Raw genomic sequence first — 26,546 nt, forward strand, 5'->3', positions numbered from 1 at the left:
GCCGCGAGTGCCGACAGACCCATCCTCGGTCTGGTGGTAACGCCCAGGTGTTCTGAGCGTCGGAGTGAGGTGCGAGCAGGTGCATTGCACGGGGTGCAGAAACGCCTGTATGCTACCAATACTAATCATAACTATTCGCATTAGTCAAAAATTGCACTGATGCCGATATCGGAGAAGTAGTGGACAACGGAACGTTCGCGCTCAAGCAGCAACTTGGGCGACTGTATCTTGAGCATCACCATTGGTTGCATAACCTGCTGCGGCGCATGCTGGGCAACTCATTCGACGCCGCCGATCTCGCTCAAGATGTCTATCTCAGGCTTTTGAAGCGCGGCAGTGTTCCCGCAGCAGAAGTGTCCCGTTGCTACCTGACTCAGATTGCCAAGGGCCTTGTGATCGACCTCTATCGCCGGCGCCAGCTTGAGGCCGGGCATCTCGAAGGCCTCAAGCAGCAGTGCGAACCCCTGGCCCCCTCCGAAGAAGCGCGTGCCTTGATGCTCGAAGCACTGGCGCAGATCGATGCCGCCCTGCACGCCCAGCCCGCCAATGCCCGCAAGGCACTGCTGCTGTACAAGTTGAACGGCATGGGCCATCGCGCTATCGCGACTGAACTGAAGGTATCGGTGTCGTCCGTCGAGAAGTACATCTCTTCAGGCGTGCGCGCCTGCACCCCATTCGCTTCCGTGCACGGTGCGTGACACCACACGGGATTGAGGATTTTGCCGGGACGTTCGGAATACACAGTACGCACAGCTTGGAACGCGCGGACGCTAAGGACATCAGGCACACCCCAGATTGCCTGTCGTGGTCATTCAGGAGATTCAATGAGCGTTGAAGATGCAAGCACGGCCCCCCCCACATCAGCCGGCACCGTGGCTGAGGTATTGCAACCGATTCGCGGTCGCCTGCTGATCGCCGGCCTCCTCGCCGCCCTCGGCACGATGCTGAGCATGGTGCCCCTGGCGGCAATCGCCCATGTCGCACAACTGCTGCTGACACCGCAGGCCAGCGGCACCGACGCGCAGATCCGGCAACAGATCTGGCAGGTGGCGGGCATCAGCCTGGGGTGTCTGTTCGTCGGCATGAGCCTGGTCTCGCTGGGCGAAATGCTTGCCCACCTGGCAGACAACAGCATCACCCGCCATTTGCGCCTGGCGATCACCCGGCGCCTGGCCAAGGTACCGCTGGGCTGGTTTACCAGCAGAGCCTCGGGCGAGGTCAAGCAGGCCATGCAAGATGACATCAACATCTTGCACAGCCTGACTGCGCACTTCTACACCACCCTTGGCCGAACCCTGGGCGCGGTCGTTGTCTCGGTGCTGTACATGCTCGTCATGGACTGGCGCATGGCGCTGGTTTCGCTGCTGCCCTTCCCCTTGTTCTTGCTGTTCTTCTTCAGGGCCACCAAGGCCAGCGGCGAAAACATGCAAGCGTTCGGTGCGGGGATGACGCGCATCAACAATGCCGTGATCGAATTCATCAATGGCATTCCGGTGGTCAAGGCCTTTGGCATCGAGGGCAAGGCGCACGGCAGCTACCGCGAGGCGGTGGACACATTTGCCGCGGCGTTCACCGATTTCACCCGGCCACTGGTCAGTGCCATCGCCAATGCCCATGCCATGCTCACGCCGGTGGCGGTGCTTGGGGTGGTCCTGGCGTTCGGCACCCTGTTCACCAGCCTGGGCTGGATCCACCCCACCGACATACTGCCCTTTGCCCTGGTGGCGCCGGGCATGTGCGCCCCGCTGCTGCTGCTCAGCTACGTCATGCATGATTTGCACAACGCCACCGGCGCCGCGCAGCGCGTGCACGGTCTATTGCACACGCCAGTCCTTGAGACCCTGGCGGGCGGCCCGCTGGAGCTGGACGCAAAAGCCGAGATTCGCGTCGAGCACCTGAGCTACAGCTACGACGGCGACACCCCGGTACTCGATGACATCAACTTCAGCCTCAAGCCTGGGACGGTCACCGCCATTGTCGGCGCCTCGGGGGCAGGCAAATCGACGCTGGCGCGGTTGCTGCTGCGCTTCTTCGACCCGAGCGCCGGCCGCATCAGCATTGGCGGAGCAGACCTGCGCCAGATCGACAGCAGCCGCCTGTATCGCCACATCGGCTTTGTGCTCCAGGACGTCCGGCTGATCCATGCCAGCCTGCGCGACAATATCGCCCTGGGCCGCCCGTCTGCCAGCCAGCAGGAAATCGAGCACGCCGCACGCACTGCCAATATCCATGAGCGCATCCTGGCCTTGCCGCGAGGCTACGCCTCGGTCATCGGCGAAGATGCGCAGCTTTCCGGTGGCGAGCTGCAGCGCGTGAGCATTGCCCGTGCGGTGCTGCTCGACCCGCCCGTGCTGGTGCTGGACGAAGCCACCGCGGCTGCCGATGCCGAAAACGAGGTACAGATCCAGCACGCACTGTCGCGCTTCGCCCGGGGCAGGACCGTGCTCGTTATCGCCCACCGCCTGGATACGGTGATGCACGCCGATCAGATCATCGTGCTGGACAACGCACGCATCCGCGAACAAGGCAACCACCAGCAATTGCTCGCGCGCAATGGCCACTATGCCCGCCTGTGGGCGCTGGGTGGCTACCAACAGCCCACGGAAGAGGCGCAGTCCCCATGCTGAAAACCTTTACTCAACTGCTAGGCGACGACACATCGATCCTGTTGCGCTACCTCTGCCTGACCGTGCTGTACGGCCTGGTCTGCGGGCTGAGCATCGTCAGCGTGCTGCCGGTGCTTGGCAGCTTGCTGAACAACGAACTTCACACCAGCAAACAGTGGTTGCTGGTGTTGCTGGTCGGAGTGGTGCTGTGCTGGGCGCTTCGACGCACGGTGGAGAAAGCCGGCATTCGGGTTGGCGTCGCTGTGCTCCAGCGTGGCCGCCACCGGCTTGGCGACCACATCGCGCAACTGCCCGTCGGCTGGTTCAACGCGCACAATACCGCGCGCCTGAGCCATGTGACCTCGCAAGGCATGATGGCCCTGGCGCAATTGCCGGCTCACGTCTTTACCCCGTTGATCAGCGGCGTCATCACCCCGCTTGTGGTCATCGCGGCCCTGTTCACGCTGAACCTGCAGATGGGCTTGATCGCCCTGCTGGCCCTGCCGTTCCTGTTCGGCGTATTCGTCCTGACAGCACGCCTGGGCCAGAACGCCGATGAGCGCTACCACGCGCACACTGCGCAAGCCAGCCAGCGCATGGTCGAGTTCGCCCAGGCGCAATCGGTGCTACGCGCATTCAACGGTGAAGACGGCGGCATCCACTTTCTCGAACAGGCCATTTCCCGCCAGCAACAGTCGACCCGGCACCTGATTCATGTTTCCGCCATGTCGGTGGTGGTCAACAGCTGGGCTGTCCAGGCGGTTTTCGCCGTACTGCTGGTCGCCGCCGCGCTGTGGCTCGGCGACCTGTCGGGCAGCGCCCTGCCCCCGGCTTCGCTGGTATCCGTGGTGTTGGCGCTGCTGCTGGTCAGCCGCTTTATCGACCCACTGTTAGAGGTGGCCAGCTACAGCGAGGTATTACGCAGCGCACGAAGCCAGTTGGCGGTAGTGCGCGAGTTGCTCGCGGTCGAACCATTGCCACAGGCGCCAGGCAAACGGGCGCCGGGCGATGGCAGCGTGGACTTGCAGGCAGTGAGCTTTCGCTATGCCGAACAGCAACCGGGTGTACTGCAAAACATCAATCTGCGGATTTTGCCCGGCAGCATGGTCGCCCTGGTGGGGGCTTCCGGCTCGGGCAAGACCACTCTCGTACGGCTGATTGCCCGGTTCTTCGACGTCACCCAAGGCGCTGTACTGATTGGCGGCGTGGACGTGCGGCAACTGTCCAATGCGCAGCTGTCGGCGCAGATCAGCCAGATCTTCCAGGATGCATACCTGTTCCAGGGCACCATTGCCGACAACATCCGTATCGGCAAAGCCGACGCCACAGATGCCGAAATCATGGAGGCGGCACGGGCCGCCGGTGTCATGGAAATCATCGAGCGCCTGCCAAAAGGGCTGGATACGTCCGTTGGCGAGGGTGGCGCACGTCTCTCGGGAGGTGAACGCCAGCGCATCTCCATCGCCCGGGCGCTGATCAAGGATGCACCGATCCTCTTGGTCGACGAAGCCACTGCCGCACTCGACGCCGAAAACCAGGCGGCGATCACCGATACCCTGGCGCGCTTGCACGGTAAGCGCACGGTGATCGTGATCGCCCATCAGCTGTCGACGGTGGCGATGGCCGACCAGGTCGTGGTACTGGACAACGGCAGTATCTGCCAGCAAGGCTCACCCGCTCAGTTGAGCGAAACGCCCGGCCTGTACGCCCACTTCCTCGCTCAACGCCGCGCCGCGAAGGGCTGGCGGATAGCAGCCGAGCCCGTGAGTGAGGCCAGTATTTGAACCGTGCAGCCTTGTTGGGCCTGTTCGCCGTGCTCTGTTGCCTGTCGCTGGTGATAGGGGTCAAGCAAGTATCCTGGCTTTCCTTGTTCAGTTTCTCCGGCGACGCTTGGCTGACCCTCACCGCCAGCCGCTTGCCACGCTTGGCCGCGCTGGTACTCACGGGTGTCGGCTTGGCCGTGTGCGGGGTGATCCTGCAGCAGATCGTGCGCAATCGCTTTGTCGAGCCGGCCACTTCCGGAGGGCTGGATGCCGCGAAACTGGGCATCCTGATCGCCCTCACCACGCTGCCGTCAGTGGGCACCACTGGCAAGATGCTGTTCGCGCTGGCCTTCTGTTTCGTCGCCAGCCTGCTGTATGTGACGATCATCCGCCGCATCCGCTTCAAGAACACCGTGCTGGTGCCAGTGGTGGGGCTGATGTATGGCAGCGTGCTCAGCGCCGTTGCCGAGTTCTACGCCTACCGCCACAACTTTCTGCAAAGCATGCAAGGCTGGCTATTAGGAGACTTCTCCAAGATCGTTCAAGGCAACTACGAGATCATCTACCTGATCCTGCCGATCGTCCTGCTTACCTACCTCTTTGCCCAGCGTTTCACCGTGCTCGGCATGGGTGAAGGCATGGCCAGCAGCCTGGGCTTGAACTATACGGCCAACGCAACCTTGGGCCTGATGCTGGTGGCCGTCACTGTATCGGCCACGGTGATTACCGTGGGGGCAATTCCGTTTGTTGGCCTGGTCATCCCTAACCTGGTGGCATTGCACTATGGCGAGAACCTGGCGCGCACCCTACCCATCGTGGCCTTGTGCGGCGCTTCGCTACTGCTCGCCTGCGACATCCTCGGGCGCCTGTTGATCTACCCCTTCGAGGTCCCCATCGGCCTGACCGCAGGCAGTGTGGGCGGCGTTCTTTTCCTCATCCTTTTGATCAGGCAATACCGATGAGCAGCGCTTTCATCCGTTACGGCGTCTGGCTGCTGGTCCTGCTCCTGGCGTCAGGGTTCCTGCTGCTGGGCTCGGGCCTGGACTTCGATTACATCATCCCCAAGCGCCTCACCCGTCTCGCAGCGATGGTCATCGCCGGCCTGTGCATCGCCTATTCCTCGGTGATTTTCCAGACCATCGCCGGTAACCGCATCCTGACGCCGGCCATCATGGGGTATGAGGCCATCTACCTGCTGTTCCAGGCGTTGTTGATCCTGCTGCTGGGCTCGCAAAGCCTGGTACTGCTGGGGCGCGATGCCAATGTCGCGATGTCGATAGCGTTGATGCTTGGTTATTCCTGGCTAATTCACCATTGGCTGCTGCGCGACGGGCGCAACAATGTCTACCTGTTGCTCTTGCTCGGATTGGTGCTGAGCATGGTGATGTCCACCTTCACGCAATTCATACAGCTGAAAATCAGCCCCGGCGAATTCTCGATCCTGCAGGGCTTCAACTACACCTCGTTCAACAAGGCACAACCTGCCCAGGTGTTGTATTCAGGCCTGCTGGCGATTGCCGTGTGCCTGGCCATCCAGCGCTTGCTGCCAACCCTCGATGTGCTGGCGCTGGGGCGTGATCAGGCGCTTTCCCTCGGGGTCGACTACCTGACCAGCGTGCGCCTGCTTCTGGCGCTGATTGCCATCCTGGTAGCCCTGTCCACCAGCCTGGTCGGGCCGACCGCGTTCATGGGCGTTTTTGTCGCCAACATCAGCTATGGCCTCGCCCGCACCACCCGCCACCGGGTGACGCTGCCGATCGCCAGCGCGATTGCGATCGGCCTCTTCATCATTGCCCAGTACCTGGTCGAGCAACTGTTCAACTACAACACCTCCGTCAGCATCCTCATCAACCTGGTCTGCGGCGTGTATTTTCTCACGCTGATGGCTCGCACACGGGGCACCGCATGATCTCCCTCAGCCACGTTTACAAGGCTTACGGCAACAAACCGGTGCTGACCGATGTCAGCGTACGCTTTCCGTCCGGGCAGATAACCTCGCTGATCGGCCCCAACGGCGCCGGCAAGACGACCCTGCTGATGCTGATAGCCCGCCTGCAGGCTGCATCAGGTGGCGAGCTGAGTATCGAGGGGCGCGACATCGGCACGATCCCGGTGCGCGACTACGCCAAACGCGTGGCCACGCTGCGCCAGGCCCCCGAGTTCAATCTGCGCCTCACCGTAGATGAACTGGTGGCATTCGGTCGCTTCCCCTACAGCCGGGGCAACATGACCAGCGCGGACCGCGAGGCCGTTGATGACGCCATCTGCTTTCTGTCGCTGCAGAAGCTGCGCCACGCCTATATCGATGAACTCAGTGGCGGGCAGCGGCAAATGGCGTTTCTGGCCATGACAATCGCCCAGCAGACCGACTACCTGCTCCTGGACGAACCACTGAACAATCTCGACATGAAACATGCCGTGATGATCATGCGTGCCTTGCGTCGTCTGTGCGATGAACAAGGCCGTACCGTGATCCTGGTGGTCCACGACATCAACTTCGCCGCCAATTACTCGGATCACATCGTCGCGATGAAACGCGGCACCGTGCACCGAAGTGGCCCCGTTGCAGAGGTGGTCAACGAAGACTGCCTGCGGGAACTGTTCGACCTCGACTTCGAGATCCTGCGCGGCGGGCCGGGGTTCGTCTGCAACTACTTCAACCCATCGACCTCAAGGGAACTGATATGAACGCTGGTTACCGCAACAAGCTCGCTCACGCGCTGCTGGCCATGGCCGTGACCGCTGCCCTGCAAGGCTGCGACAACCCCCAGCCCGACGCCAACGTGACGCCACCTGAAGCAGCGTCCGCAACCGCCTACCAACCGATTACGCTGAAGCACCCGTTAGGCATCACCGAAATCAACAGACTGCCGCAGCGTGTGGTCGCGTTCGACATGAGCGAACTCGACAGCCTCGACCAGCTCGGCGCGCCGGTGGTGGGAATGGCCAAGGATTACGTGGCCGATTTCCTCACAAAATACCGCGACGACTCCGCTGTCGCCGATGTCGGCACGACCATCCAGCCCAACCTCGAACGACTGCACGCACTGAAACCCGACCTGATCCTCATTTCGCCCTTGCAGGCGCAAAGCTATGCGCAGCTGAGCCAGATCGCGCCAACCGTCTATGACGATGTGGACCTGAGCAACAAGAACGGCAACTACATCGAGACCGCCAAGAATCACCTGACGCAGCTTGGGCGCATCTTCGGCAAGGAAGAGCTGGCCAGCCAGAAAGTCGCCGAAATGCAAAGCAAGGTCGAGCAGACGCGCAAGGTCACTGAAGGTCGTCCGGAGAAGGCCTTGATCGTGCTGCACAACAACGGCGCGTTCACCTCCTATGGCGTCCAGTCGCGCTATGGTTTCATCTTCGACACTCTCGGCGTGAAGCCAGCCAGCAGCGACACCGCCGCCGGGTTGCACGGCCAGCCGATCTCCAACGAGTTCATCCAGCAGGCCGACCCGGACATTCTCTACGTCATCGACCGCACCGCCGTCATGGAACGACGCCCGGCGCTCACGCTCGACAGCCTGGACAACCCGTTACTGCGCAAGACCAAAGCCTGGAACAACGGCCGGGTGATCTTCGTCGATGCGCAAACCTGGTACCTGTGCACTGCGAGTGTCACCTGCCTGAACCGCATGGCTGATGAGGTGATGCAAGCCTACAAGGGCTGAGTTCACCTCGCTCCACAGCTACCGCCCGCCCGGGCCAGTGCCATCAAAGCACTGGCCTTTTTTTGTAAATGCTAATGATTTTTATTGAGGGTTTATCTATCTGAGCCGGAAACCTTTATGAACACTCTTCACTTTTCTGTGCTTTGAAAGGAATCCAGCATGTCGCAACGCTGTAAAACACAGCACGTCAGCCCTCTGCCAACACACGCTGCGTCGCCATTTGAGTTCAACCGCACCTTCATCGCTGTACACATGGCCCTGCTGCTCAGCTTGGGCAGTGCAAGCATGACGGTGGCCGCTGCTCAATCCAGCGAACAGGCCGACGCGACTGAACCGGCTGCAAAGGTGCAGCAACAGGGCTCGGGCAGCGGCAAGCTGGAACTGTCCGAAACCATGATCGAAGGCAAGCTGGATGCCCCTGGCGCATTGCCTCCCGCCTATGCCGGCGGCCAGGTTGCCTCGGGAGGCCGTGTCGGCTTGCTGGGCAACAAGGACTTCATGGAGACCCCGTTCAGCACCATCAGCTACACCGAAAAGTACATCGAGGACGTCCAGGCCCAGAACATCACCGATGTGATCGCCGCCACCGACCCAGGGGTGTTCAGCAACGGGTTGACCGGGACCCACAGCGAGAACTACTCCATCCGCGGTTTCGCCTCCAATATCAGCGACGTGAGCTTCGGCGGGCTGTATGGCATGGCGCCCTACTATCGGATCTCCCCCGAAATGTACGAGCGCATCGAAGTGCTCAAGGGCCCCTCCGCCCTGCTCAATGGCATGCCGCCGGGAGGTTCGGTCGCCGGCACCATCAACCTGGTACCCAAGCGCGCAGGCGCCGAACCGCTGACACGGTTGACCACGACCTACATGTCGGATGCACAGTTTGGCGGGCACCTGGATGTCGGCCGCCGCTTGGGCGAGGAGCAGCAGTTCGGCGTGCGCTTCAACAGCGTCTACCGCGACGGCGATACCGCGACCGAGCACCAGCAAATGAAAGTCCAGCTCAACTCCCTGGGCCTGGATTGGAATGGTGAGCGGACGCGCCTGTCGGTCGACCTCTATCAGAGTGAAGATCGCGTCAACGGCCAGAACCGGGGTGTTGGCCTTGCCGCGGATGTGCCGGTCCCCAAGCCGCCTAAATCCGACACCCTGCTCAACCCTGACTGGGGCTACGTCGAGACCAAGGACAAGGGCGTGATCGTACGGGGCGAATACGATCTCAACGACAACATCACGGCCTATGCGGCGGCAGGCACCAGCAAGACCGACTACGCCTACAACGGCGCCATCTCTTCCCAGGTGATCAATACTGCCGGTGACTTCACCACCACCATGGGCCAGCTGAAGATCGACCTGAAGAAGACTTCGGGCGAGGCCGGGCTTAGAGGGAAAATGGACACTTTCGGCATCGGTCACCAGTGGTCGATCAACGCCACGCACTATTCCGACGAGGAAAAAGACTATGGCCGTCGATCGGTGCCAGGTGCGAACTGGATTACCAACATCTATAACCCGGTTTGGGGGCCGGAGGCGCCGCAGAGCTGGCCTGCCGTGCTGCACACCGAGTCGCGCCTGACCAGCTACGGTTTTGCAGATACCTTGTCGTTCCTCGATGAGCGGCTGCAGATCACCCTCGGTGTTCGTCGCCAGCAAGTATTGACCGACACGTTCAGCGTCACTACCGGCGCGCACACCTCGCGTTATGACGAGGGCGCCACGACACCCGCCGCGGCGGTGCTGCTCAAGGTGACCGATGAAGTGTCGCTCTATGCCAACTACATCGAAGGCCTGAGTAAAGGTGCCACTGCGCCGCTGACCGCAGCGAACGCCGGCGAAGTGTTCGCGCCTTACAAGTCCAAGCAAAAGGAGGTCGGGGTAAAACTTGACCTGGGTGATTTCGCCCACACCCTCAGCCTGTACCAGATCGAGCGTCCCAACAGCTATACCGACCCCGCCACCAACGTCTTTTCCTTTGGCGGCGAGCAACGTAACCGTGGGGTCGAGTGGAGCTTCTTCGGCTCGCCGGTGATCGATGTACGCCTCATGGGCGGTGTTGCCCGTGTCGATCCCAAGGTCACCAAGACTGCCGGCGGCGTCAACGAAGGCAAGCTCGCCACCGGCCAGCCGAAGCTGCAAGGCAAGCTGGGAGTCGAGTGGGACACCCCGATCCTGGATGGTTTGACCCTTACCGCCAACGCGACTTCCGTGTCGAAGCAGTACATTAATGCCGACAACTCCAAATCCATTCCGGGCTACACCATCTATGACGTCGGCGCCCGTTACGCGATGCGGGTCGCCAGCCATCCCGTGACATTGCGCGGCACGGTGAACAACGTGACGAACAAGGATTACTGGGGCATGCCGCTATTGACCACGCTGGGGCTTGGCGCCCCCCGCACCGTGCAGCTTTCTGCATCCGTGGACTTCTAGGTGACAGGGGAACAGCACGCCTTGCCGTGCTGTTCCGCGTCAGCGGGAGCCCTACATCACCATCAACAATCAGTAACTGAAATGCACGCCGTCCGGGTCGGGGTCCATCCGACAACTAACGGGTGAGCTCCCCACGGCAATGATTCGCAGGTCCAAGCGGACTGCGATTTTGCCCGCCATACTGGAAAAACCGCAGTGATCGGTCCACTCTCGGATATCGAAGCGATTGTCCAGGGCAAGGCTCTTTGTGATGCCTGGATTCTTTCTGTCAACCATCTATGGAACAGCAGACCCATGAAACCAATCCGCGTCATTGCCCTCGCCTCACTCCTCTCGACCGGCCTGACGGCCCATGCCGCCGACATACCGTTGGGCAGCAATGCCATGGAAGGTCACATCGTTTCACGGGTACTGGCCGTTGATCCCGCCAACTATCAGGTCACCATCGAAGGTCGCGACAAGAGTCCAGTGCCTATCCAGCTCACCGACCAGGCCAAAAACCTGCACAATTTGAAAGTCGGGGACACGGTCGATATTCATGTGATTCGCTCGGTCGCTTATAAACTTGATACCGATATTGGCGGTGCATCAGGCATCACTGACGAATCCATGTCCATCCGCGCCACCAAGGACAATCCCAATCCCGGAGGTGAAGCGGTTCGCCAGGTCAAGGTCACGTCCAAGATCACTCACATCGACTTTAAAAAGCATGAGGTAACCTTGCTTCCGCCGGAGGGAGAAGCCACTGTACTGAAAGTCGAAGACCCGCAGCTTCAAGAAAGAATGAAGAAACTCCAGGTGGGTCAGACAATCGATGCCATTTATACCGAAGTCCTGAAAGTCAAAACTTCACGCTAATGACGCTCACCGACAAACGCGGTCTCGAACGACAGGACTTGAGTTCGACATGACAGATCTGTTCAATGCAATCGGACTTGGATTACTGGCGCTGCTGCCGTTGACCAACCCTCCCACGACAGTGGCACTGTTTCTCGCCTTGAGTAAGGGACTGAGTCACAAGGAAAAAAATACACAGGCTTTTCTGACGTCCTTCTATGTCTTTCTGATCATGACGGTCACTTACTACGTCGGCGCGTTTGTTATGGATGCCTTTAGCATCTCCATACCGGGCTTGCGTATGGCCGGTGGCGGAATTCTCATTATCATGGGCTTGAAGATGCTGTTTCCGCCGCCTCTTCAGCACTCTGCTTCCAGCAATGGCGCAACCGAACAACCGAACTTCGCCTTCATCCCCTTGGCCATGCCCAGTACGGCTGGCCCTGGCACCATTGCGATGATCATAAGTTCTGCCGCCACTATCAAACACAGCACTTTATTCCCCGCCTGGGTCATATTAATAGCCCCTCCATTAATCTTCCTGTTTACCGCACTTATCCTTTGGGTATGCCTGCTTAGCTCAGGAATGATCATGAGAATGATGGGACAGTCAGGCATTGATGCCATATCACGCCTGATGGGGTTCCTTCTGGTATGCATGGGTGCGCAGTTCGCCATTAATGGCTCAGTGGAAATAATCCAGACCATCATTGACAGTAATGCTCACCTGCTCCGCCCTCAGTAATCTCAAGAGCGTTTTCCATGAGTACCATTGGCTGGCTTTCGGTATCCAGAATGAGAACCCTGAGGTTCTGCTGCCGCAGATGCCAACCGCATGCGAGCCCAGGTTTTGCCCGCACCGATAACGCCCCTCGATGAGGGGTCGCTATTTTCCAATAAGCCCTTCGCGCACCGACCGTCTGACCTCAGCCTGTATGGCATAAGCCGGCGCCTCTACAGCATTGAAATCCTGTGTATATCGCTGGGCAAATCCTTCTACCCCCCATTCCTGATACTGCTGCACATGCTTTAACTCGTGAGCCCAGAGCGCGATGTTCTGTTCCGCGCTTTGAGCATCCCGGAAAAGGATGATGTCGATCAGCGTCACGGCCCCGACATCGGGGTTTTGCAGCATGGCAGTGGCGGCGTTGAATTGGCCGTCGTCGCCAACTTTGTAGCGCGCGGCATCGAGGACGCCGGGGTCGTACCAGCGCAGCAGTTGCTGCCGGATGTGCGGAGGAATGGGTTGGATGCCGGTGCTGGCGGCATCAGCACGGGCTTGGGTCAACCAGAGCGCCAGGGCAGGCGCCGCGATCTGGTGGACGTCATCCGGCAGGGAGCCGAGCATCGGCCCCAGGTCTGGCAGGCAGATGCAGCCGTCCAGGCACACCTGTGTCTCGCCCGCTGGGCAAGCGCTGGTCTGGGCTGGCACTTCAAGCGTCAGGCAAAGCACGAACAGCGCCACCAGGCGCGCGGTGATGGGCGGCATTGGGCGCTCCAGGGACGGACGTAGCGCGAACAGGTCACAATTGATCGAGGATCCGCATAGCTTTAGCGTAGTCCCGAACCAGGCGCTCCCCGGGATACCGTGAATCCTTTGCTCGGCGACTTCATGTACCCCGCTGGACCGTGTTCAAGCCAGCAGCTCGGTGATCCACCGGGCTTGCCGGGCGATGTCTTGCACCTTTTCCTCGGGCACGACCTGCCGAGCCCGGGCGAAGCTGGTCAGCGTCTGTTGCTTGTGGCGCAGAATGCGCTGCCACTTGATCAGGAACGCCGGGCTGCGTGCCTGCATCTGCAGCGGGCCGAAGTACAGCTCCTCGGCGGTATACAGCACCGGCCCGACGCGCTCGGCGACGATGATCTCGTAGTAGAAGCGATTTTCCCGCAGCACTTCCTCGCAGAGGATACGGTAGCCATTCTCCATCAGCCATTGGCGCAATGGCTGCTCGCCGCCGTTGGGCTGCAGGATCAGTCGCTCACGGCCACTGAGGCGTGCCTTGCCGCTGTCGAGGATGTCTCGGATCGTCTCGCCGCCCATGCCACAGATGCTGATCGCCGTGATCCCGTCTTCCGGCTCGATCGCCGCCAGGCCATTGGCCAGGCGCACGGTGATCCGTTGGTCCAGGCCGTTCTCGCGCACAGTGCGTTCGGCCGAGCGCAATGGCGTCAATGCCACCTCGCCCGCCACCGCCGCTGCGATGGCGCCACGGCGCATCAACGCCACCGGCAGATAGCCGTGATCCGAGCCGATATCGGCCAGGCGCGCCTCTGCTGGTATATGCGCCGCGACGCGTTCCAGGCGCATGGACAATGTGTGTTCGTTCAACAGCAGCCCCTTTTCACGGATCAGCTCTCAGGGGAAATGATCGAGTCCAGACCGGGTTCAGCAGCCAGTTTCAATCGGTCAGCTTTACTGACGTATTTAGACTTACTGGGCGGTGCCAATTTGGCGCTGGCCTTTTTGGCGTGAGCCTTTAATAGCTGTTGTATTTTTTTACGACGGTTCATATTTCTGCTCGGCGTGTGAGTTCTTGAATGATGGCAGAGGTGCGGGTAACGGGACAATGGTTGATGGCTTCCAAATGGTTCGCGACAACGCTTCTGCGACCTGCCAGCACTTGTCCTATCCTTCCATCTAACCCATGAGCCCGGATATCGAAATGCCCGCCCCCGAGTCCACCCTCCTCCAGAGCTGGCACCACAACGCCCGATCCTGGATCGAGGCCGTCCGTACCGGCAGCATCGAAAGCCGCCTGCAAGTCACCGACCAGGCCATCCTGCTGGCGGTACTCAGCCGCCAACCCGAGCGCGTGCTCGACTTGGGCTGCGGCGAGGGCTGGCTGTTGCGTGCGCTGGCTGACCGGGCCATCCAGGCGGTGGGTGTGGATGGCGATGCAGCGCTGGTTGAGGCTGCGCGGGCGGCGGGCTCTTCGCGGGTGCATTTGGCGAGCTATGAAGAGTTGGTGGAGACGAAGGTAGACATTGGCAGCAACTACGACCTGATCTGCGCCAACTTTGCCCTATTACACCAGGACATCATTCCCCTGCTCACGGCCATGAACGCCCTGCTCGTTCCTGGTGGCACGCTGGTGATCCAGACGCTGCATCCGTGGACCGCGGCGGCGGGCGACTATCAAGATGGTTGGCGGGAGGAGACCTTCGCTGGGTTCAAGGGACAGTGGCAACCCATGCCGTGGTACTTGCGAACGCTGTCCAGTTGGCTCAATGCGCTGGACATGGCCGGTTTTCGGCTGGCCGGCTTGCAGGAACCACAGCACCCGCAAAGCCCTATGCCGCAGTCGTTGCTGCTGGTGGCGGAGCAAAACCCACCCATTACCGCAAAAGTAGTCGCCAATGACATCAAAGTTGAGCGTTAACGGAAAAGGTTTACCGCCTACCGATGGGTATCCCGCCCGCGCAGCTTCAATCGCGACGCACCGCTGACTCCTACAAAAAACGGATCAACCCTTTGCGTGCAGCGCATCATCAGGCAGTGATTGAAAGTCATCGACCACCTTGTCTGTAGTAATGACCGCATCAAGGCCCCAGTCGCCAGGCACGTGCCAATCCTCCCCAAACATCTCCGCCGGATGCATCGTCCGTTCCGAACCATTGCCGCACGCCAGGGACTTCGCCGGGCAATACAGGTCGCATCCCCAGCAGATCCGTTCGGGGTGCTTGGGGTTGACGGGGAAGTTCTTGGCCATGCCGATCTCCGATCATTGAGTGGCGTTTTTCCAACCTACAGCCCTTGCGCAATGCCAGCCTTGATACATATCAAGAATCGACATCGAGCCCCCTGCGCAATCCTGAGCCAACCCTTTAATTTTTCAAAACTTGATAACAATCATTATTGTTCGCAGCAAAGCTTCCTAGACTCGGGCTCCTACTCGTCAGTGTTCAGGAAGCTATTATGCGTACCCCTTTTTCGCTATCACTCGCCCTGCTCTTGCTATCGCCGCTGGCTCACGCCAAGGAATACCCGATCGGGGAACCACAGTTGTGTCCCGGGCTGGAAGTCGGGGCGGTGTATTTGCAGCCGATAGAAATGGCACCTGCGGGGATGATGCGCGCCACCGCGGATTCCGACGTCCACCTGGAAGCTGACATTCGGGCCACTGCGGACAACCGGCAGGGCTTTCAGGAAGGTAGTTTCGTGCCCTACCTGAACGTTTCTTTCAACCTGAAAAAACAGGGCAGCGACCCCGAGATAAAAGGCGCTTTCCACGCCATGGTGGCCAATGACGGTCCGCACTATGGCGACAATGTGAAGCTGCTTGGCCCCGGTAAATATCAGCTGACATTCACCGTCCTGCCGCCTGGCGGTCATGGTTCGCTTGGGCGTCACACGGATAAGGAAACCGGTGTCGCGCCCTGGTTCGAACGCTGCGAACTGCACTACGAATTCATCTACGCCGGCATCGGTAAAAAAGGCGGCTATTGAATGAAGCGCCTGCGCATTGCCTGGTTGATTGTGGCCGGAACGGTTGCACCGTTGACGGCCCATGCCGAGTTGCCGAGCTACGAACTGGTTCTGCGCGATGGCCACTTCACCCCTGCCTTGCTGGAGGTGCCGGCCGGACAGCGCTTCAAGATCATCCTGAAGAACGTCGGCCAAGGTCCGGCCGAGTTCGAGAGCACGCCATTGCGGGTTGAAAAAGTCTTGTCGCCGGGCGTGACAACCTTCGTGGTCATTCACCCCCTGAGGCCGGGTCACTACCCCTTCTTCGACGAGTTCAACCCGCAATTGCCCGAGGGCGGCATCCTCGCGAAATAACCTGTTAGCGCACGGAGCTTGCATGAATCAATCAATGTTCATCGTCTGGCGCGAAAGCGTCGAGGCGTTGCTGGTGATCGGGATTCTCCAGGCCTGGGCCAGCCAGCAAGGCCAATGTAATCGTCTGGTCAAATTCCTCTGGGCCGGTGTGGTGCTGGGGTTGATGCTCTCGGGCCTGCTGGCGGTGTTGATTCTGTTTGCCGGTGAGGCCATGAGCGGGTCGGCCAGCGAATGGTTCCAGGCCGCACTTGCGTTGGTTGCGAGCCTGTTGATGGTGCAGATGGTGGGCTGGATGCATCGCCACGGACGCACCCTCAACCACGATTTGCGACGACACGCCGATAGCCACCTGGCTCGGCAAGGTGGAGCAGGTCTATTACTGCTGGCCATGCTCGCGATCAGCCGCGAAGGCAGCGAAACGGTGGTTTTTCTCTATGGCGCCGGCGCCCGGTTGCGAGGCCCGCAGCTCGGTTTGTTTGCCGTCGGCGGCGTGTTGGGCCTGGTGCTGTCGGCGCTGACCATTACGGTGCTGCACAGCAGTCGCCGATTCATTTCATGGCAGCGATTCTTTGCCATCAGCGAAGTCATCCTGCTCATGCTCGGCGCAGCGTTACTGGTCGGTGGCACCGAACGAATCGGCGGCCAACTGCTCGCCCTGGATTTGCCGGACGTGGTTTACCGCCTTGTTGGCGAAGCGCTTTGGGATAGCAGCACATTGCTGAACGACAGCCACGGATTAGGTGGTTTTCTTGCCGGGTTCGCCGGTTATCGGGCAAGCCCCAGTGGCCTGACCTTGTTGGTGTGGATCGGTTATTGGTTGGCCGTCGGCGGCTGGCTACGGCAACGAACTGCGGAAAACCTGCCATGCCCGACCTGAGCCGGCGCAATCGATGGCTCCAGCACCTGGGCGACGGGATGCGTCGCCATGCGCCCGTCATCCGTGCGGTGCAGTGGGCTGTTGTAGTGTTTTACGCGGTGCTGTTGGTGACCCCGGCGCTGTTGCCGCTGCCAGACAGCCAGGCACGGATACTCGACAACCTGACCTTGCTCGCGCAGTTTCTATTCTGGGGGATCTGGTGGCCGTTCGTGTTGCTGTCGATGGTGTTCTTCGGCCGACTCTGGTGTGGCGTTTTGTGTCCGGAAGGTTCGCTCAGCGAATGGGCCAGCCATTACGGTAAAGGCCTGGGTGTGCCGCGCTGGTTGCGCTGGGGCGGCTGGCCAACCTTGGCGTTCTGCCTGACGACCCTCTACGGCCAATTGATCAGCGTCTATGACTACGCCCAGGCCGCGCTGTTGATTCTGGGCGGTTCGACGGTGGTAGCAGTCATCGTCGGGTTGTTGTTCGCCCGGGGCAAGCGGGTCTGGTGCCGTTACCTGTGCCCGGTCAGCGGTGTCTTCGCCCTGCTCGCAAGGCTGGCCCCCGTGCACTTTCAGGTCGATGAACAACGCTGGCTAGAAAATGCCGCACCGCGCCTGCCGCCGCCCAACTGCGCGCCCCTGCTCGATATCCGCCGCCTGCAAGGCGCCAGTGATTGCCATGCCTGCGGACGCTGCAGCGGGCAACGCGGTGCCGTTCAGCTGATCGCCCGCTCCAGCAATCAGGAGATTCTTCACGCGACAGCGCAGACCCTGTCCCCTTGGGATGCACGCTTGCTGCTGTTCGGCGTGATTGGCTTGGCCATGGGCGCATTTCAGTGGACGGTCAGCCCATGGTTTGTCGCCCTCAAACAATCCCTGGCCCAGTGGCTGGTCGAACACGACCAACTCTGGGCCCTGCAGGACAACGCTCCCTGGTGGCTGCTCACCCATTACCCGCAGCTCAACGACAGCTTCAGCTGGCTCGACGGTTTCAGCATCGTCGCTTACCTGAGTTTGAGTTCGATCGTGCTCGGCACGGCGTTGATGCTCCTTCTGCGTCTGACGGCCCGACTGGCGCGGGATCGCACTCTGTATTGGCCCCTGGCGCTGACACTCACGCCCCTGGGGGGTGCCGGCCTGTTTCTCGGGCTGTCGGCCACCACCGTCAAATTACTGCGCTATGAAGGGCTGCTGCTGGAGTGGGTACAACCGGCCAGGGCCTGTCTGTTATTGGCCGCGATGGGCTGGAGCCTGCTACTGGGTTGGAAACGCCTGAGCTGCGAAAATCTTTCCCGGGTGCGACGCGGGTCCGCCATCGCTTGCCTGCTCCTGGCCGAAGCCATGGTGGGGTTTGGCTGGTGGTTGCAATTCTGGGGCTGGGCTTGAGTTCCCCTGCCCCCATTACCCCCGCAACACGAAGGCTGGAAACAACTCGCGCATGGCCTCCCACAACTCTGGCAGCAATGCTTGAGCCGAAACGCTCGGCAACAGCGGATCGAACATCCGCTCGGTGCGAACCAACTGCACGGCAAAGCGTTTGACGCCAAGCGCATTCAAGCGTTTTGCCAACGTCAGCAGACGCGCCGGCTCGAACAGATGCCAATGCACCGTGGTGCGACATTCGTAGTCGACACCACTGGCCAACAGATGCTCCAGGCTGCGCCAGTTGGCGGTGCCGCTGCCCTCGACCCGGGTGATGGCCTGGCAATCCTCGGGCAACGCCTTGACGTCGAAACCGACCCAATCAGCACCGGTCAGTGCCTTGGCGAACGCGGCCGGCTTGATCCCCGCGCTGTGCAAGCCGATGCGAAATCCCATGCCCCTCACTTCATCCATGGCGCTGAGCAAACCGTCCTGCAGAGTCGGCTCACCACCGCTGAACACCACGGCATCAAGCAGGTCCTGACGACGTTGCAGAAATGCCAACACCCGCCGCCAATCCACTTCCTCATTGCCACGAGGGGGAATCAGCTGCGGGTTATGACAATAACGACAACGCCAGGCGCAACCCTGGCAAAACAGCACGCAGGCGAGCTGTCCCGGATAGTCGATAGTGGTCAGGGGCACCATGCCCCCGACCCGAAGCATTCGACTCATTGGCGCCCGGCCAGTGCCGCGCTTTCAGTGAAGTGCACCCGCTCGCGGTGCTCCGACTGTTTACCCGGATTGAACGCCGACACGGGACGGTGATAGCCCATCACCCGAGTCCAGACTTCGCAGCGTTGACGTTGAGCCTGAGGCAGTGTTTGCGATGCAGTCATGGTGAAGCTCCTTGCGGTTGAGTGGATCGAAATCAATGAACGGTGCCGAGCTTCTGCTCTTGCAGCAGCAGTGCTTCGTCGCACTTGGGGCAGAACTCATGTTCGCCATCGAGGTAGCCGTGCACCGGGCAGATCGAGAACGTCGGGGTCACGGTCAGGTACGGCAGGCGGAAGCGGCCAAGGGCTTTTCGCACCAATTGCTTGCAGGCCTGGGTCGAGGAAATTCGCTCGGCCATGTACAGGTGCAGGACCGTGCCGCCGGTGTATTTGCATTGCAGTTCGTCTTGAAGTTCCAGCGCCTCGAAGGGGTCTTCGGTGTAGCCCACGGGCAGTTGCGAGGAGTTGGTGTAATACGGCGCTTGCACGCTGCCAGCCTGGAGGATGTCGGGGTAGCGCTTGAGGTCTTCTTTGGCGAAGCGGTAAGTGGTGCCTTCTGCCGGCGTCGCTTCCAGGTTGTACATGTGGCCGGTTTCCTCCTGGAAACGCAGCAACGTGGCACGCACATGATCGAGCATCTTCAGGGCAAACTGCCGGCCGTGCTCGGTGTGCATGCCCTCCTCGTCGCCACTGAAATTGCGCAGCATTTCATGCAGACCGTTGAGGCCGATGGTGGAGAAATGGTTGCGCAAGGTGCCCAGGTAACGCTTGGTGTACGGGTACAAACCGGCGTCCATGTGATGCTGAATGACTTTGCGCTTGACCTCCAGGCTCTCCATCGCCAGTTCCATCAGCGTGTCCAGGCGCTGCAACAAACCGCTGGTGTTGCCCTTGAAGACATAGCCCAGACGGGCGCAGTTGATGGTCACCACGCCGAGCGACCCGGTCTGCTCCGCCGAACCGAACAAACCGCCGCCGCGCTTGAGCAACTCGCGCACATCGAGTTGCAACCGGCAGCACATCGAACGCACCTGATTGGGCTGCAAATCCGAATTGAGGAAGTTCTGGAAATACGGGAGGCCGTAACGCGCGGTCATCTCGAACAAGCGGTCGGCGTTTTCACTGTCCCACGGGAAATCATGAGTGATGTTGTAGGTCGGGATCGGAAAGGTGAACACTCGCCCTTTCGCATCGCCAGCCTGCATCACCTCGATGTAGGCGCGGTTGAGCAGGTCCATTTCGACTTGCAGGTCGCCATAGGCAAATGGCATTTCCTCACCGCCGATGACGGGTATCTGATCACGCAAATCCTGCGGGCAAACCCAGTCGAAAGTCAGGTTGGTGAACGGCGTCTGGGTGCCCCAGCGCGACGGCACGTTGAGGTTGTAGATGAACTCCTGGATCGCCTGGCGCACCTCCTGATAACTCAACTGGTCCTTGCGTACGTATGGCGCCAGGTAAGTGTCGAACGAGCTGAACGCCTGGGCCCCGGCCCATTCGTTTTGCAGGGTGCCGAGGAAATTCACCATCTGCCCCAAAGCGCTGCTCAAGTGCTTCGGCGGACCGGCTTCAACACGCCCCGGCACACCGTTGAGCCCTTCGTGCAACAGGGTGCGCAGCGACCACCCGGCGCAGTAACCGGCGAGCATGTCCAGGTCGTGCACATGCAAGTCCGCCTCGCGGTGGGCCTGGCCGATGGCCTCGCTGTACACCTCGTCCAGCCAGTAGTTGGCAGTGACCTTGCCCGACACGTTCAACACCAGCCCACCCAGGGAATACCCCTGATTGGCATTGGCCTGAACCCGCCAGTCTTCACGGTCCAGGTACTCGTTCATCGAGGTCGCCACTTCGACCATGGTCCGGCGGTCCCGACGCAAACGCCCGTGCTGTTCGCGGTAGACGATGTAGGCGCGCATGGCGAAGAAGAAACCGGCGTCCATCAATACCCGTTCGACACGATCCTGGATCTGCTCGACATGCAACCTTGGCAGTCCGTCCAGTCGAGCGAGTACCGCCTGAAGCAAACCTTCAACCTCAACCTCGGTGTACTCCCCGGTTGCCTTGCCGGCAGCGATCAACGCCTGACGGATCTTGTCCGCATCGAAAGCGACCAGACTGCCATCGCGCTTGTGCAAGCGGTTACATCCTACTGCGATCAGCGTGCTCTGCATTTGGCCTCCAGATACTACATATAGATGTTTATAGACAAACAAACACAACATGCAGTGAAGACTACGGACAAAGGGCTGATCTGCAATTGATCGATATCAAGATTTGGCGGTGAAAAAAACCGCCCGGAGGCGGTGAAGGGAAATCCGGTGCGAACACTGTGGCGAGGGAGCTTGCTCCCGCTCGGCCGCGAAGCGGTCGTAATCCTGCACACTCAATTTGTCTGGATAATCGTGGTGCCTCATTTAGGGTTGCTTCGCAACCCAGCGGGAGCAAGCTCCCTCGCCACAAGTATTGTGTTTGGCAAACTCTTTCTTTAATAGATCAGCTCAACCGCCACTCATGTTCATGAACCGCACAATCTGCACCTCCCGTTCAGGACTGAAATCGTGGCGCAACGGCTTGCCGCGCAAGGCCTTCTGCACCGCATTGATCACGGGCTGGTCATCCAGCGGATAACGCCGCAGCAATCCTCTTAAATCCAGCGCATCGTCCTGCCCCAGACACAGCAACAGCTTCCCTTCAACTGTCATCCGCACCCGATTACAGCTGCCACAAAAGTTGTGACTGTTGGGCGAAATAAAACCGATCCGAGTATCGGGATGGCGTTCCAGGCGCACGTAGCGCGCCGGTCCGCCGCTGTTTTCAGTGCTGTCGAGTAACCGATGCTGGCTGGCGATCAGCGCCCGCACTTCGTCGCTGGAACAGAACGATTCACCCCGGGAACGACCGACGTCGCCCAAGGGCATTTCTTCGATGAAACTGATGTCGATGCGCTGGTCGATGGCGTACTGCACCAACGCCGGGACTTCATCGAAGTTGCGGCCCTTCATCACCACGCAATTGAGCTTGATCCGCTCAAACCCTGCGTCACGCGCCGCTTCAATGCCGTTGAGCACGTGGTCGAGATCGCCGATGCGGGTGATCGCGCGAAACTTCTGCCCGTCCAGGCTATCGAGGCTGATGTTCATCCGCTTAACCCCCGCCTCTGCCAATGGCCGGGCCAGGCGGCTCAGTTGCGAGCCGTTGCTGGTCATGACCAGTTCGCGCAAACCGGGCAGCGAGGCAATGTTACGGCACAGTTCGACAATGCCCGGACGAATCAGCGGCTCGCCGCCGGTCAGGCGGATTTTGCGTACGCCCAATCCGACGAACAGCGTTGCCAGACGCTGCAACTCTTCCAGCGTGAGCACCTGCTGGCGCGGCAGGAAGGTCATGTTTTTCGCCATGCAATACACACAGCGAAAATCACAACGGTCCGTCACCGACATCCGCAGATAATCGATCTGCCGTCCAAAGCCATCCTGCATTACAGCGTTCATCACATCTCCCGGATTGCCTCGAGGCTCACTGCACCAGCGGTGAGTCGGCGCCCTGCAAGTGGATACCGCGAATATCCGCCGCACCAATCAGGGTTTGCAGGTACTGCACCAGCGCTTTTTGCCAGACGCCTTGCTGCAACTGCGTGCGGATCGCCGTCGACACCACTTCATAGGGCAACGGCGTGCCTTCGATCCGCTGATCGACACTGACCACATGCCAGCCGTAGCGACTTTCCAGCGGTTTACTGGCCAGGCCCGGCGCCAGAGTGAACAGCTGACGTTCCAGTTCGGGCACGGTCTGGCCCTTGCTGATTTGCCCCAGGGAACCGCCCTGAGCCTTCGACGGACAGGCCGAATACTTCACGGCCAGCTCGGCGAAACTGCCGGGAAAGTCTTCCAGACGTTGCAGCAGAACTTCCGCCTGATCATGCGCAACGGCGCGCGCCTCGACATCATCCGGCGCACACTCGAGCAGGATGTGCCGAACCGCCAGCAACGGTGCGCTGTGAAAGCGCCCGCGATTGTTTTCGTAGTAGCGCAGGCTGGTTTCCTCATCGCACTGCGGTACCTGCACCTCGCGTTCGAGCAACAAGCGCGTCGCCGCTTCTTCTTCATTCTCGCCAGCGCCAATCTCCAGCGACACGCCGAGCTCGGCGATGCGCTGCTGCAACAACTCGCGGATCACCAATGCCCGAGCGGCCAGGTACACCGCTTCCTCGCGGCTTTCGGCCGGGTGATATTGCAGCTCCTGGGCCATTGCCTCCGGGGTGATCGATACCTCATTGACGCTGATGATCGGCCACTCCTGTTCGCTGCTGGCGATCAACTGCGCCGGGGCGTCGGAGGCAGCCGCCGGCTCAACCGGGAGTGCTTCAAACTGCGCCTCTGCGACTGGCGCGATGTCGAGAACGTCCTCGGTTTTTTTCGAAGACCCGCAGCCACCGCTGCCGCCGTTACCACCACCACATCCACATCCACCTGACATGACTGTCTCCTCAGTACTTCTGACGAACGATTTGATAACGACGCCCCAGGTACCAGATCGGTGCGCTGATCATGTGTACGAGGCGGGTGAAGGGGAACAGCACAAACAGGGTCAAACCGAGAAACACGTGCAGCTTGTAAGTCAGCCCGACCGGCGCGATGGCCGCCGCCGCTTCCATCGGCCGCAACAGCACGGTGTTCTGCGCCCAATCGGCGAGCATCACCATCACCGAGCCGTCCATATGCGCGGTGGACGCCGCAATCGTCAGCAGCCCCAGCAGTAACTGCGCCAGCAGCACCAGCAGAATCAGGATGTCCGAAGGGCTGGAAGTGGCGCGTACCCGAGGATCGGTGAGCCGTCGGTTGACCAGCATCAGCAAGCCAATCAGGCACAGCAGGCCAAAGAACCCGCCGGACACCATGGCCAGCAACTGCTTGTTCTCGGTGCTGATCACATGGTGATAGACCGACGCAGGCGTCAGCAGGCCAACGAAGTGCCCGGCCAGCACGAACAACACACCGACGTGAAAGAGGTTGCTCGCCACGCGCATGCCGCCTTGGTTGAGCATCTGGCTCGAACCTGCTTTCCAGCTGTATTGCGACAGGTCGAAGCGTGCCCAGCTGCCAATCAGGCAAGTGGCCAGGGCGACGTAAGGATAGATCCCGAACAACAACAGATTCCATTTAGACATTACTGACCTCCTGGGCTGGCGCGGCGGCCAGCCCTTCATGCTGAAAATCCACCCAGTGCAACGGTACAGCGCTTTCTTCCCGAGCCTTGCCCGGTGCGCTTGGCAGCCCACTGCAACGGTCCTGCTGTTCGGCCTGGAGAAAGTCCACAGCCTCCTCTTCCCAGATCTTGTCGAGAGCTTCGAGGGAGTCGTCGCGCGGTTCCGCCGCCACCTGCGCCCGCAGGTCGGCCACTGCCTGATGCGGTTCTGCCCCGGCGATTTGCAGCAGCGCCCGGAAGCAGCTGGCATAGGCGCTTTCACGCTCTTCCAGGCGTGCGGCGAGCAAGGCCAGCAAGTGCGAAACATCTGCCAGGCCCTCGCGGGCCTCGATGTCTTCGCGGGTGGAGAGGAACTCCAGGTACAGCGGGATGTAGTCCGGCAGCTCTTTGACGCCGATGGCAAAACCGGCTTCTTCGTACTGCGCCATCATGTCGACCATGGCCTGGCCACGGTCGCGGGACTCGCCATGCACGTGCTCGAACAACAACAGCGACAGCGAGCGCCCCCGGCCGAACAGCGCACCGTAGTGCTCCTGCCCGTCCATCAGGTCATTGGCGCAGATCAGCTCGAGCAATTCGAACAACGCGCCGCGTTGCTTGGGGCTGATTTCCCGTGACTGAATAATCGCTTGCTCCAGTTCGTCGCGACCGCCAATCAGCGTCTCGGTCGGGTAATCGAGCAGCAGCGAAATCACTTTGAGAATCTGCATGCTCACTCCTCCCACAACTGGACGGTTTTCAGGACGTCGCGGCGGTTGGCTTTCTTCGCACCGAACATGTTGGTGTCGGAGCTACCGCTGCAGCCGCTGCCGAAACTGAAGCCGCAACCGGAGCGCTCGGCAAAGGCGTCACTCATGGCGTCTTCACGGTGCGCGCTCGGTACCACAAAGCGGTCTTCATAGTTGGCGATCGCCAGGTAGCGATACATTTCCTCGACCTGGGCCACGCTCAAGTCAACATCCTTGAGTACTTGCAGGTCCTGAACCCCGTCGACTTGCTCGGAACGTTTGTAGGCGCGCATCGCCAGCAAGCGTTTAAGCGCACGCTTGACCGGTTTTTCATCGCCCGCCGTCAGCAGGTTGGCCAGGTACTTGAGCGGAATACGCAGGCTGTCGACATCCGGGATCACCCCGTTCATGCCAACGGTGCCGGCAGTGGCGGCGTTCTGGATCGGCGACAGCGGCGGCACGTACCAAACCATCGGCAAGGTGCGGTATTCCGGGTGCAGCGGCAGCGCGAGTTTCCAGTCCACGGCCATTTTGTAAACCGGCGAACGTTGCGCCGAGTCGATCACCGATTGCGGTACGCCATCGGCCAGGGCCTGACGAATCACTGCCGGGTCATTCGGGTCGAGGAAGATCTCCAGTTGTTTCTCGTACAGGTCCTGCTCATTGGCGGTGCTCGCCACTTCGCTGATGCGATCGGCGTCATACAGCAGCACACCGAGGTAACGGATGCGCCCGACGCAGGTTTCGGCGCAAACAGTCGGCATTCCGGCTTCGATTCGCGGGTAGCAAAAGATGCATTTCTCGGACTTGCCGCTCTTCCAGTTGAAGTAGATTTTCTTGTACGGGCAGCCGCTGATGCACATCCGCCAGCCACGGCATTTCTCCTGGTCGATCAGGACGATGCCATCTTCTTCACGCTTGTAGATCGCACCGCTCGGGCACGATGCGGCGCACGTCGGGTTGAGGCAGTGCTCGCACAGGCGCGGCAAATACATCATGAATGTGTTTTCGTACTCGCCGTAAATGTCCGCCTGAATCTTGTCGAAGTTCTTGTCCTTGCGACGTTTGGCGAATTCGGTACCGAGGATCTCTTCCCAGTTCGGGCCCCACTCGATTTTTTCCATGCGCTTGCCGGAGATCAGCGAGCGCGGGCGCGCGGTGGGTTGATGCTCGCCCAGCGGTGCGGTGTGCAGGTGCTGGTAATCGAAGTCGAACGGTTCGTAGTAATCGTCGAGGCTCGGCAGGTCCGGGTTGGCGAAGATGTTCGCCAACACGCGGAATTTACCGCCGATGCGCGGGTTGATCGTGCCATTGGCGTTGCGGATCCAGCCGCCCTTCCACTTGTCCTGGTTTTCCCATTCTTTCGGGTAGCCAATCCCGGGTTTCGATTCGACGTTGTTGAACCAGGCGTATTCCATGCCTTCACGGCTGGTCCAGACGTTTTTGCAGGTGATCGAACAGGTGTGGCAACCGATGCACTTGTCCAGGTTCAGAACCATGCCGATTTGTGAGCGAATCTTCATC

At 60.4% G+C, this 26,546-nt stretch carries 27 protein-coding genes and 1 pseudogene; 16 read left to right on the plus strand and 12 right to left on the minus strand.

The window, feature by feature from the left end:
* Positions 1 to 179: 179 nt before the first annotated feature.
* The 11 genes and pseudogenes from ABH909_RS20495 (at position 180) to ABH909_RS20545 (ending at position 12,058) form a co-directional block, all read left to right on the plus strand.
* A complete protein-coding gene (locus ABH909_RS20495; RefSeq protein WP_429436432.1) occupies positions 180 to 698 on the plus strand; it encodes a sigma-70 family RNA polymerase sigma factor in 519 nt (172 codons plus the stop codon).
* 126 nt (positions 699 to 824) lie between these two features.
* Positions 825 to 2,627, plus strand: coding sequence for an ABC transporter ATP-binding protein (locus tag ABH909_RS20500; protein ID WP_429436434.1), 1,803 nt, complete (start codon positions 825 to 827; stop codon positions 2,625 to 2,627).
* Positions 2,621 to 4,390 (plus strand): ABC transporter ATP-binding protein, encoded by a 1,770-nt coding sequence (locus tag ABH909_RS20505; RefSeq protein ID WP_429436437.1) that lies wholly within the window; start codon positions 2,621 to 2,623, stop codon positions 4,388 to 4,390. The genes ABH909_RS20500 and ABH909_RS20505 overlap by 7 nt, the downstream gene beginning before the upstream one ends.
* Entirely contained in the window at positions 4,387 to 5,331 is a 945-nt protein-coding gene (locus ABH909_RS20510) for an ABC transporter permease (protein WP_074877668.1), read from the plus strand. Before ABH909_RS20505 ends, ABH909_RS20510 begins: the two co-directional genes overlap by 4 nt.
* Positions 5,328 to 6,278 (plus strand): iron chelate uptake ABC transporter family permease subunit, encoded by a 951-nt coding sequence (locus ABH909_RS20515; protein WP_429436440.1) that lies wholly within the window; start codon positions 5,328 to 5,330, stop codon positions 6,276 to 6,278. Before ABH909_RS20510 ends, ABH909_RS20515 begins: the two co-directional genes overlap by 4 nt.
* A complete protein-coding gene (locus tag ABH909_RS20520) occupies positions 6,275 to 7,057 on the plus strand; it encodes an ABC transporter ATP-binding protein (protein ID WP_429436442.1) in 783 nt (260 codons plus the stop codon). Before ABH909_RS20515 ends, ABH909_RS20520 begins: the two co-directional genes overlap by 4 nt.
* The gene (locus ABH909_RS20525; protein ID WP_429436444.1) at positions 7,054 to 8,046 is read left to right on the plus strand and encodes a siderophore ABC transporter substrate-binding protein; all 993 of its coding nucleotides are present in this window, start codon (positions 7,054 to 7,056) and stop codon (positions 8,044 to 8,046) included. The genes ABH909_RS20520 and ABH909_RS20525 overlap by 4 nt, the downstream gene beginning before the upstream one ends.
* Positions 8,047 to 8,205: 159 nt before the next feature.
* Positions 8,206 to 10,476, plus strand: coding sequence for a TonB-dependent receptor (locus ABH909_RS20530; RefSeq protein ID WP_429436447.1), 2,271 nt, complete (start codon positions 8,206 to 8,208; stop codon positions 10,474 to 10,476).
* Positions 10,477 to 10,623: 147 nt separating this feature from the next.
* Positions 10,624 to 10,719, plus strand: a pseudogene (locus tag ABH909_RS20535) (carbamate kinase); the annotation flags it as partial.
* Between the two features lie 51 nt (positions 10,720 to 10,770).
* The gene (locus ABH909_RS20540) at positions 10,771 to 11,334 is read left to right on the plus strand and encodes a hypothetical protein (RefSeq protein WP_429440017.1); all 564 of its coding nucleotides are present in this window, start codon (positions 10,771 to 10,773) and stop codon (positions 11,332 to 11,334) included.
* 49 nt (positions 11,335 to 11,383) lie between these two features.
* Positions 11,384 to 12,058: a MarC family NAAT transporter gene (locus tag ABH909_RS20545; RefSeq protein ID WP_429436449.1), complete on the plus strand. Its 675-nt coding sequence runs from the start codon at positions 11,384 to 11,386 to the stop codon at positions 12,056 to 12,058.
* A gap of 141 nt (positions 12,059 to 12,199) precedes the next feature.
* Here the strand turns inward: ABH909_RS20545 and ABH909_RS20550 are convergent, their stop codons facing one another.
* The 3 genes from ABH909_RS20550 to ABH909_RS20560 all read right to left on the minus strand — a co-directional run bounded on the left by ABH909_RS20550 (position 12,200) and on the right by ABH909_RS20560 (position 13,824).
* Positions 12,200 to 12,802, minus strand: a complete 603-nt coding sequence (locus tag ABH909_RS20550) for an eCIS core domain-containing protein (RefSeq protein ID WP_429436451.1) — start codon at positions 12,800 to 12,802, stop codon at positions 12,200 to 12,202.
* A gap of 144 nt (positions 12,803 to 12,946) precedes the next feature.
* The gene (locus tag ABH909_RS20555) at positions 12,947 to 13,642 is read right to left on the minus strand and encodes a tRNA (adenine(22)-N(1))-methyltransferase (RefSeq protein WP_429436454.1); all 696 of its coding nucleotides are present in this window, start codon (positions 13,640 to 13,642) and stop codon (positions 12,947 to 12,949) included.
* 20 nt (positions 13,643 to 13,662) lie between these two features.
* Positions 13,663 to 13,824 (minus strand): DUF2986 domain-containing protein, encoded by a 162-nt coding sequence (locus tag ABH909_RS20560; RefSeq protein ID WP_429436456.1) that lies wholly within the window; start codon positions 13,822 to 13,824, stop codon positions 13,663 to 13,665.
* A 152-nt stretch (positions 13,825 to 13,976) separates the two neighbouring features.
* On the opposite strand from ABH909_RS20560, the gene ABH909_RS20565 reads away from it, so the two are divergent.
* On the plus strand, positions 13,977 to 14,693 hold the full coding sequence (locus tag ABH909_RS20565) for a class I SAM-dependent methyltransferase (RefSeq protein WP_429436458.1): 717 nt from the start codon (positions 13,977 to 13,979) through the stop codon (positions 14,691 to 14,693).
* Between the two features lie 84 nt (positions 14,694 to 14,777).
* Here the strand turns inward: ABH909_RS20565 and ABH909_RS20570 are convergent, their stop codons facing one another.
* Positions 14,778 to 15,023 carry a DUF3079 domain-containing protein gene (locus ABH909_RS20570; RefSeq protein WP_429436460.1) on the minus strand — a complete coding sequence of 82 codons (246 nt, stop codon included), beginning with the start codon at positions 15,021 to 15,023 and terminating at the stop codon, positions 14,778 to 14,780.
* Between the two features lie 206 nt (positions 15,024 to 15,229).
* On the opposite strand from ABH909_RS20570, the gene ABH909_RS20575 reads away from it, so the two are divergent.
* Genes ABH909_RS20575 through ABH909_RS20590 form a run of 4 tightly spaced genes read left to right on the plus strand, consistent with a single transcriptional unit; the run spans position 15,230 to position 18,337 of the window.
* Positions 15,230 to 15,760 (plus strand): iron transporter, encoded by a 531-nt coding sequence (locus ABH909_RS20575; protein ID WP_429436462.1) that lies wholly within the window; start codon positions 15,230 to 15,232, stop codon positions 15,758 to 15,760.
* Entirely contained in the window at positions 15,761 to 16,093 is a 333-nt protein-coding gene (locus ABH909_RS20580) for a cupredoxin domain-containing protein (protein ID WP_429436464.1), read from the plus strand.
* Positions 16,094 to 16,115: 22 nt separating this feature from the next.
* A complete protein-coding gene (locus tag ABH909_RS20585) occupies positions 16,116 to 16,970 on the plus strand; it encodes an FTR1 family iron permease (protein WP_429436466.1) in 855 nt (284 codons plus the stop codon).
* Positions 16,958 to 18,337, plus strand: a complete 1,380-nt coding sequence (locus tag ABH909_RS20590; RefSeq protein WP_429436469.1) for a 4Fe-4S binding protein — start codon at positions 16,958 to 16,960, stop codon at positions 18,335 to 18,337. The genes ABH909_RS20585 and ABH909_RS20590 overlap by 13 nt, the downstream gene beginning before the upstream one ends.
* 15 nt (positions 18,338 to 18,352) lie before the next feature.
* Here ABH909_RS20590 and ABH909_RS20595 read toward each other — a convergent pair whose 3' ends face one another.
* From ABH909_RS20595 to narH, 8 genes are all read right to left on the minus strand, one after another.
* Positions 18,353 to 19,048, minus strand: a complete 696-nt coding sequence (locus ABH909_RS20595) for an anaerobic ribonucleoside-triphosphate reductase activating protein (RefSeq protein WP_429436471.1) — start codon at positions 19,046 to 19,048, stop codon at positions 18,353 to 18,355.
* Positions 19,045 to 19,212, minus strand: a complete 168-nt coding sequence (gene nrdD, locus ABH909_RS20600) for an anaerobic ribonucleoside-triphosphate reductase (RefSeq protein WP_017338867.1) — start codon at positions 19,210 to 19,212, stop codon at positions 19,045 to 19,047. Before nrdD ends, ABH909_RS20595 begins: the two co-directional genes overlap by 4 nt.
* A gap of 32 nt (positions 19,213 to 19,244) precedes the next feature.
* Complete coding sequence (locus tag ABH909_RS20605; RefSeq protein WP_429436474.1) at positions 19,245 to 21,260, minus strand: ribonucleoside triphosphate reductase; 2,016 nt, start codon at positions 21,258 to 21,260, stop codon at positions 19,245 to 19,247.
* A 327-nt stretch (positions 21,261 to 21,587) separates the two neighbouring features.
* Positions 21,588 to 22,580: a GTP 3',8-cyclase MoaA gene (gene moaA / locus ABH909_RS20610; RefSeq protein WP_429436476.1), complete on the minus strand. Its 993-nt coding sequence runs from the start codon at positions 22,578 to 22,580 to the stop codon at positions 21,588 to 21,590.
* Positions 22,581 to 22,605: 25 nt separating this feature from the next.
* On the minus strand, positions 22,606 to 23,565 hold the full coding sequence (locus tag ABH909_RS20615) for a peptidylprolyl isomerase (protein ID WP_429436479.1): 960 nt from the start codon (positions 23,563 to 23,565) through the stop codon (positions 22,606 to 22,608).
* A 10-nt stretch (positions 23,566 to 23,575) separates the two neighbouring features.
* Positions 23,576 to 24,256: a respiratory nitrate reductase subunit gamma gene (gene narI, locus ABH909_RS20620; protein WP_429436481.1), complete on the minus strand. Its 681-nt coding sequence runs from the start codon at positions 24,254 to 24,256 to the stop codon at positions 23,576 to 23,578.
* A complete protein-coding gene (narJ, locus tag ABH909_RS20625) occupies positions 24,249 to 25,004 on the minus strand; it encodes a nitrate reductase molybdenum cofactor assembly chaperone (protein ID WP_429436484.1) in 756 nt (251 codons plus the stop codon). The genes narI and narJ overlap by 8 nt, the downstream gene beginning before the upstream one ends.
* Positions 25,005 to 25,006: 2 nt before the next feature.
* Positions 25,007 to 26,545: a nitrate reductase subunit beta gene (gene narH, locus ABH909_RS20630; RefSeq protein WP_095631842.1), complete on the minus strand. Its 1,539-nt coding sequence runs from the start codon at positions 26,543 to 26,545 to the stop codon at positions 25,007 to 25,009.
* Between the last annotated feature and the right edge of the window lies 1 nt (position 26,546).

Origin of the sequence: Pseudomonas sp. BS3782 TE3695, assembly GCF_050435305.1 — a bacterium.
Classification (GTDB): domain Bacteria; phylum Pseudomonadota; class Gammaproteobacteria; order Pseudomonadales; family Pseudomonadaceae; genus Aquipseudomonas.

What these genes read in the sequence shown, in the direction of transcription:
- ABH909_RS20570 (WP_429436460.1), bottom strand. Translation starts at nt 15,023, where the DNA reads ATGGCCAAGAACTTCCCCGTCAACCCCAAGCACCCCGAACGGATCTGC.
- ABH909_RS20560 (WP_429436456.1), bottom strand. Translation starts at nt 13,824, where the DNA reads ATGAACCGTCGTAAAAAAATACAACAGCTATTAAAGGCTCACGCCAAA.
- ABH909_RS20585 (WP_429436466.1), top strand. Translation starts at nt 16,116, where the DNA reads ATGAATCAATCAATGTTCATCGTCTGGCGCGAAAGCGTCGAGGCGTTG.
- ABH909_RS20520 (WP_429436442.1), top strand. Translation starts at nt 6,275, where the DNA reads ATGATCTCCCTCAGCCACGTTTACAAGGCTTACGGCAACAAACCGGTG.
- ABH909_RS20605 (WP_429436474.1), bottom strand. Translation starts at nt 21,260, where the DNA reads ATGCAGAGCACGCTGATCGCAGTAGGATGTAACCGCTTGCACAAGCGC.
- ABH909_RS20530 (WP_429436447.1), top strand. Translation starts at nt 8,206, where the DNA reads ATGTCGCAACGCTGTAAAACACAGCACGTCAGCCCTCTGCCAACACAC.
- ABH909_RS20615 (WP_429436479.1), bottom strand. Translation starts at nt 23,565, where the DNA reads ATGTCAGGTGGATGTGGATGTGGTGGTGGTAACGGCGGCAGCGGTGGC.
- nrdD (WP_017338867.1), bottom strand. Translation starts at nt 19,212, where the DNA reads ATGACTGCATCGCAAACACTGCCTCAGGCTCAACGTCAACGCTGCGAA.
- ABH909_RS20540 (WP_429440017.1), top strand. Translation starts at nt 10,771, where the DNA reads ATGAAACCAATCCGCGTCATTGCCCTCGCCTCACTCCTCTCGACCGGC.
- ABH909_RS20515 (WP_429436440.1), top strand. Translation starts at nt 5,328, where the DNA reads ATGAGCAGCGCTTTCATCCGTTACGGCGTCTGGCTGCTGGTCCTGCTC.
- ABH909_RS20580 (WP_429436464.1), top strand. Translation starts at nt 15,761, where the DNA reads ATGAAGCGCCTGCGCATTGCCTGGTTGATTGTGGCCGGAACGGTTGCA.
- ABH909_RS20500 (WP_429436434.1), top strand. Translation starts at nt 825, where the DNA reads ATGAGCGTTGAAGATGCAAGCACGGCCCCCCCCACATCAGCCGGCACC.
- ABH909_RS20545 (WP_429436449.1), top strand. Translation starts at nt 11,384, where the DNA reads ATGACAGATCTGTTCAATGCAATCGGACTTGGATTACTGGCGCTGCTG.
- ABH909_RS20505 (WP_429436437.1), top strand. Translation starts at nt 2,621, where the DNA reads ATGCTGAAAACCTTTACTCAACTGCTAGGCGACGACACATCGATCCTG.
- ABH909_RS20565 (WP_429436458.1), top strand. Translation starts at nt 13,977, where the DNA reads ATGCCCGCCCCCGAGTCCACCCTCCTCCAGAGCTGGCACCACAACGCC.
- ABH909_RS20525 (WP_429436444.1), top strand. Translation starts at nt 7,054, where the DNA reads ATGAACGCTGGTTACCGCAACAAGCTCGCTCACGCGCTGCTGGCCATG.
- narI (WP_429436481.1), bottom strand. Translation starts at nt 24,256, where the DNA reads ATGTCTAAATGGAATCTGTTGTTGTTCGGGATCTATCCTTACGTCGCC.
- ABH909_RS20590 (WP_429436469.1), top strand. Translation starts at nt 16,958, where the DNA reads ATGCCCGACCTGAGCCGGCGCAATCGATGGCTCCAGCACCTGGGCGAC.
- narH (WP_095631842.1), bottom strand. Translation starts at nt 26,545, where the DNA reads ATGAAGATTCGCTCACAAATCGGCATGGTTCTGAACCTGGACAAGTGC.
- moaA (WP_429436476.1), bottom strand. Translation starts at nt 22,580, where the DNA reads ATGAACGCTGTAATGCAGGATGGCTTTGGACGGCAGATCGATTATCTG.
- ABH909_RS20595 (WP_429436471.1), bottom strand. Translation starts at nt 19,048, where the DNA reads ATGAGTCGAATGCTTCGGGTCGGGGGCATGGTGCCCCTGACCACTATC.
- ABH909_RS20550 (WP_429436451.1), bottom strand. Translation starts at nt 12,802, where the DNA reads ATGCCGCCCATCACCGCGCGCCTGGTGGCGCTGTTCGTGCTTTGCCTG.
- ABH909_RS20575 (WP_429436462.1), top strand. Translation starts at nt 15,230, where the DNA reads ATGCGTACCCCTTTTTCGCTATCACTCGCCCTGCTCTTGCTATCGCCG.
- narJ (WP_429436484.1), bottom strand. Translation starts at nt 25,004, where the DNA reads ATGCAGATTCTCAAAGTGATTTCGCTGCTGCTCGATTACCCGACCGAG.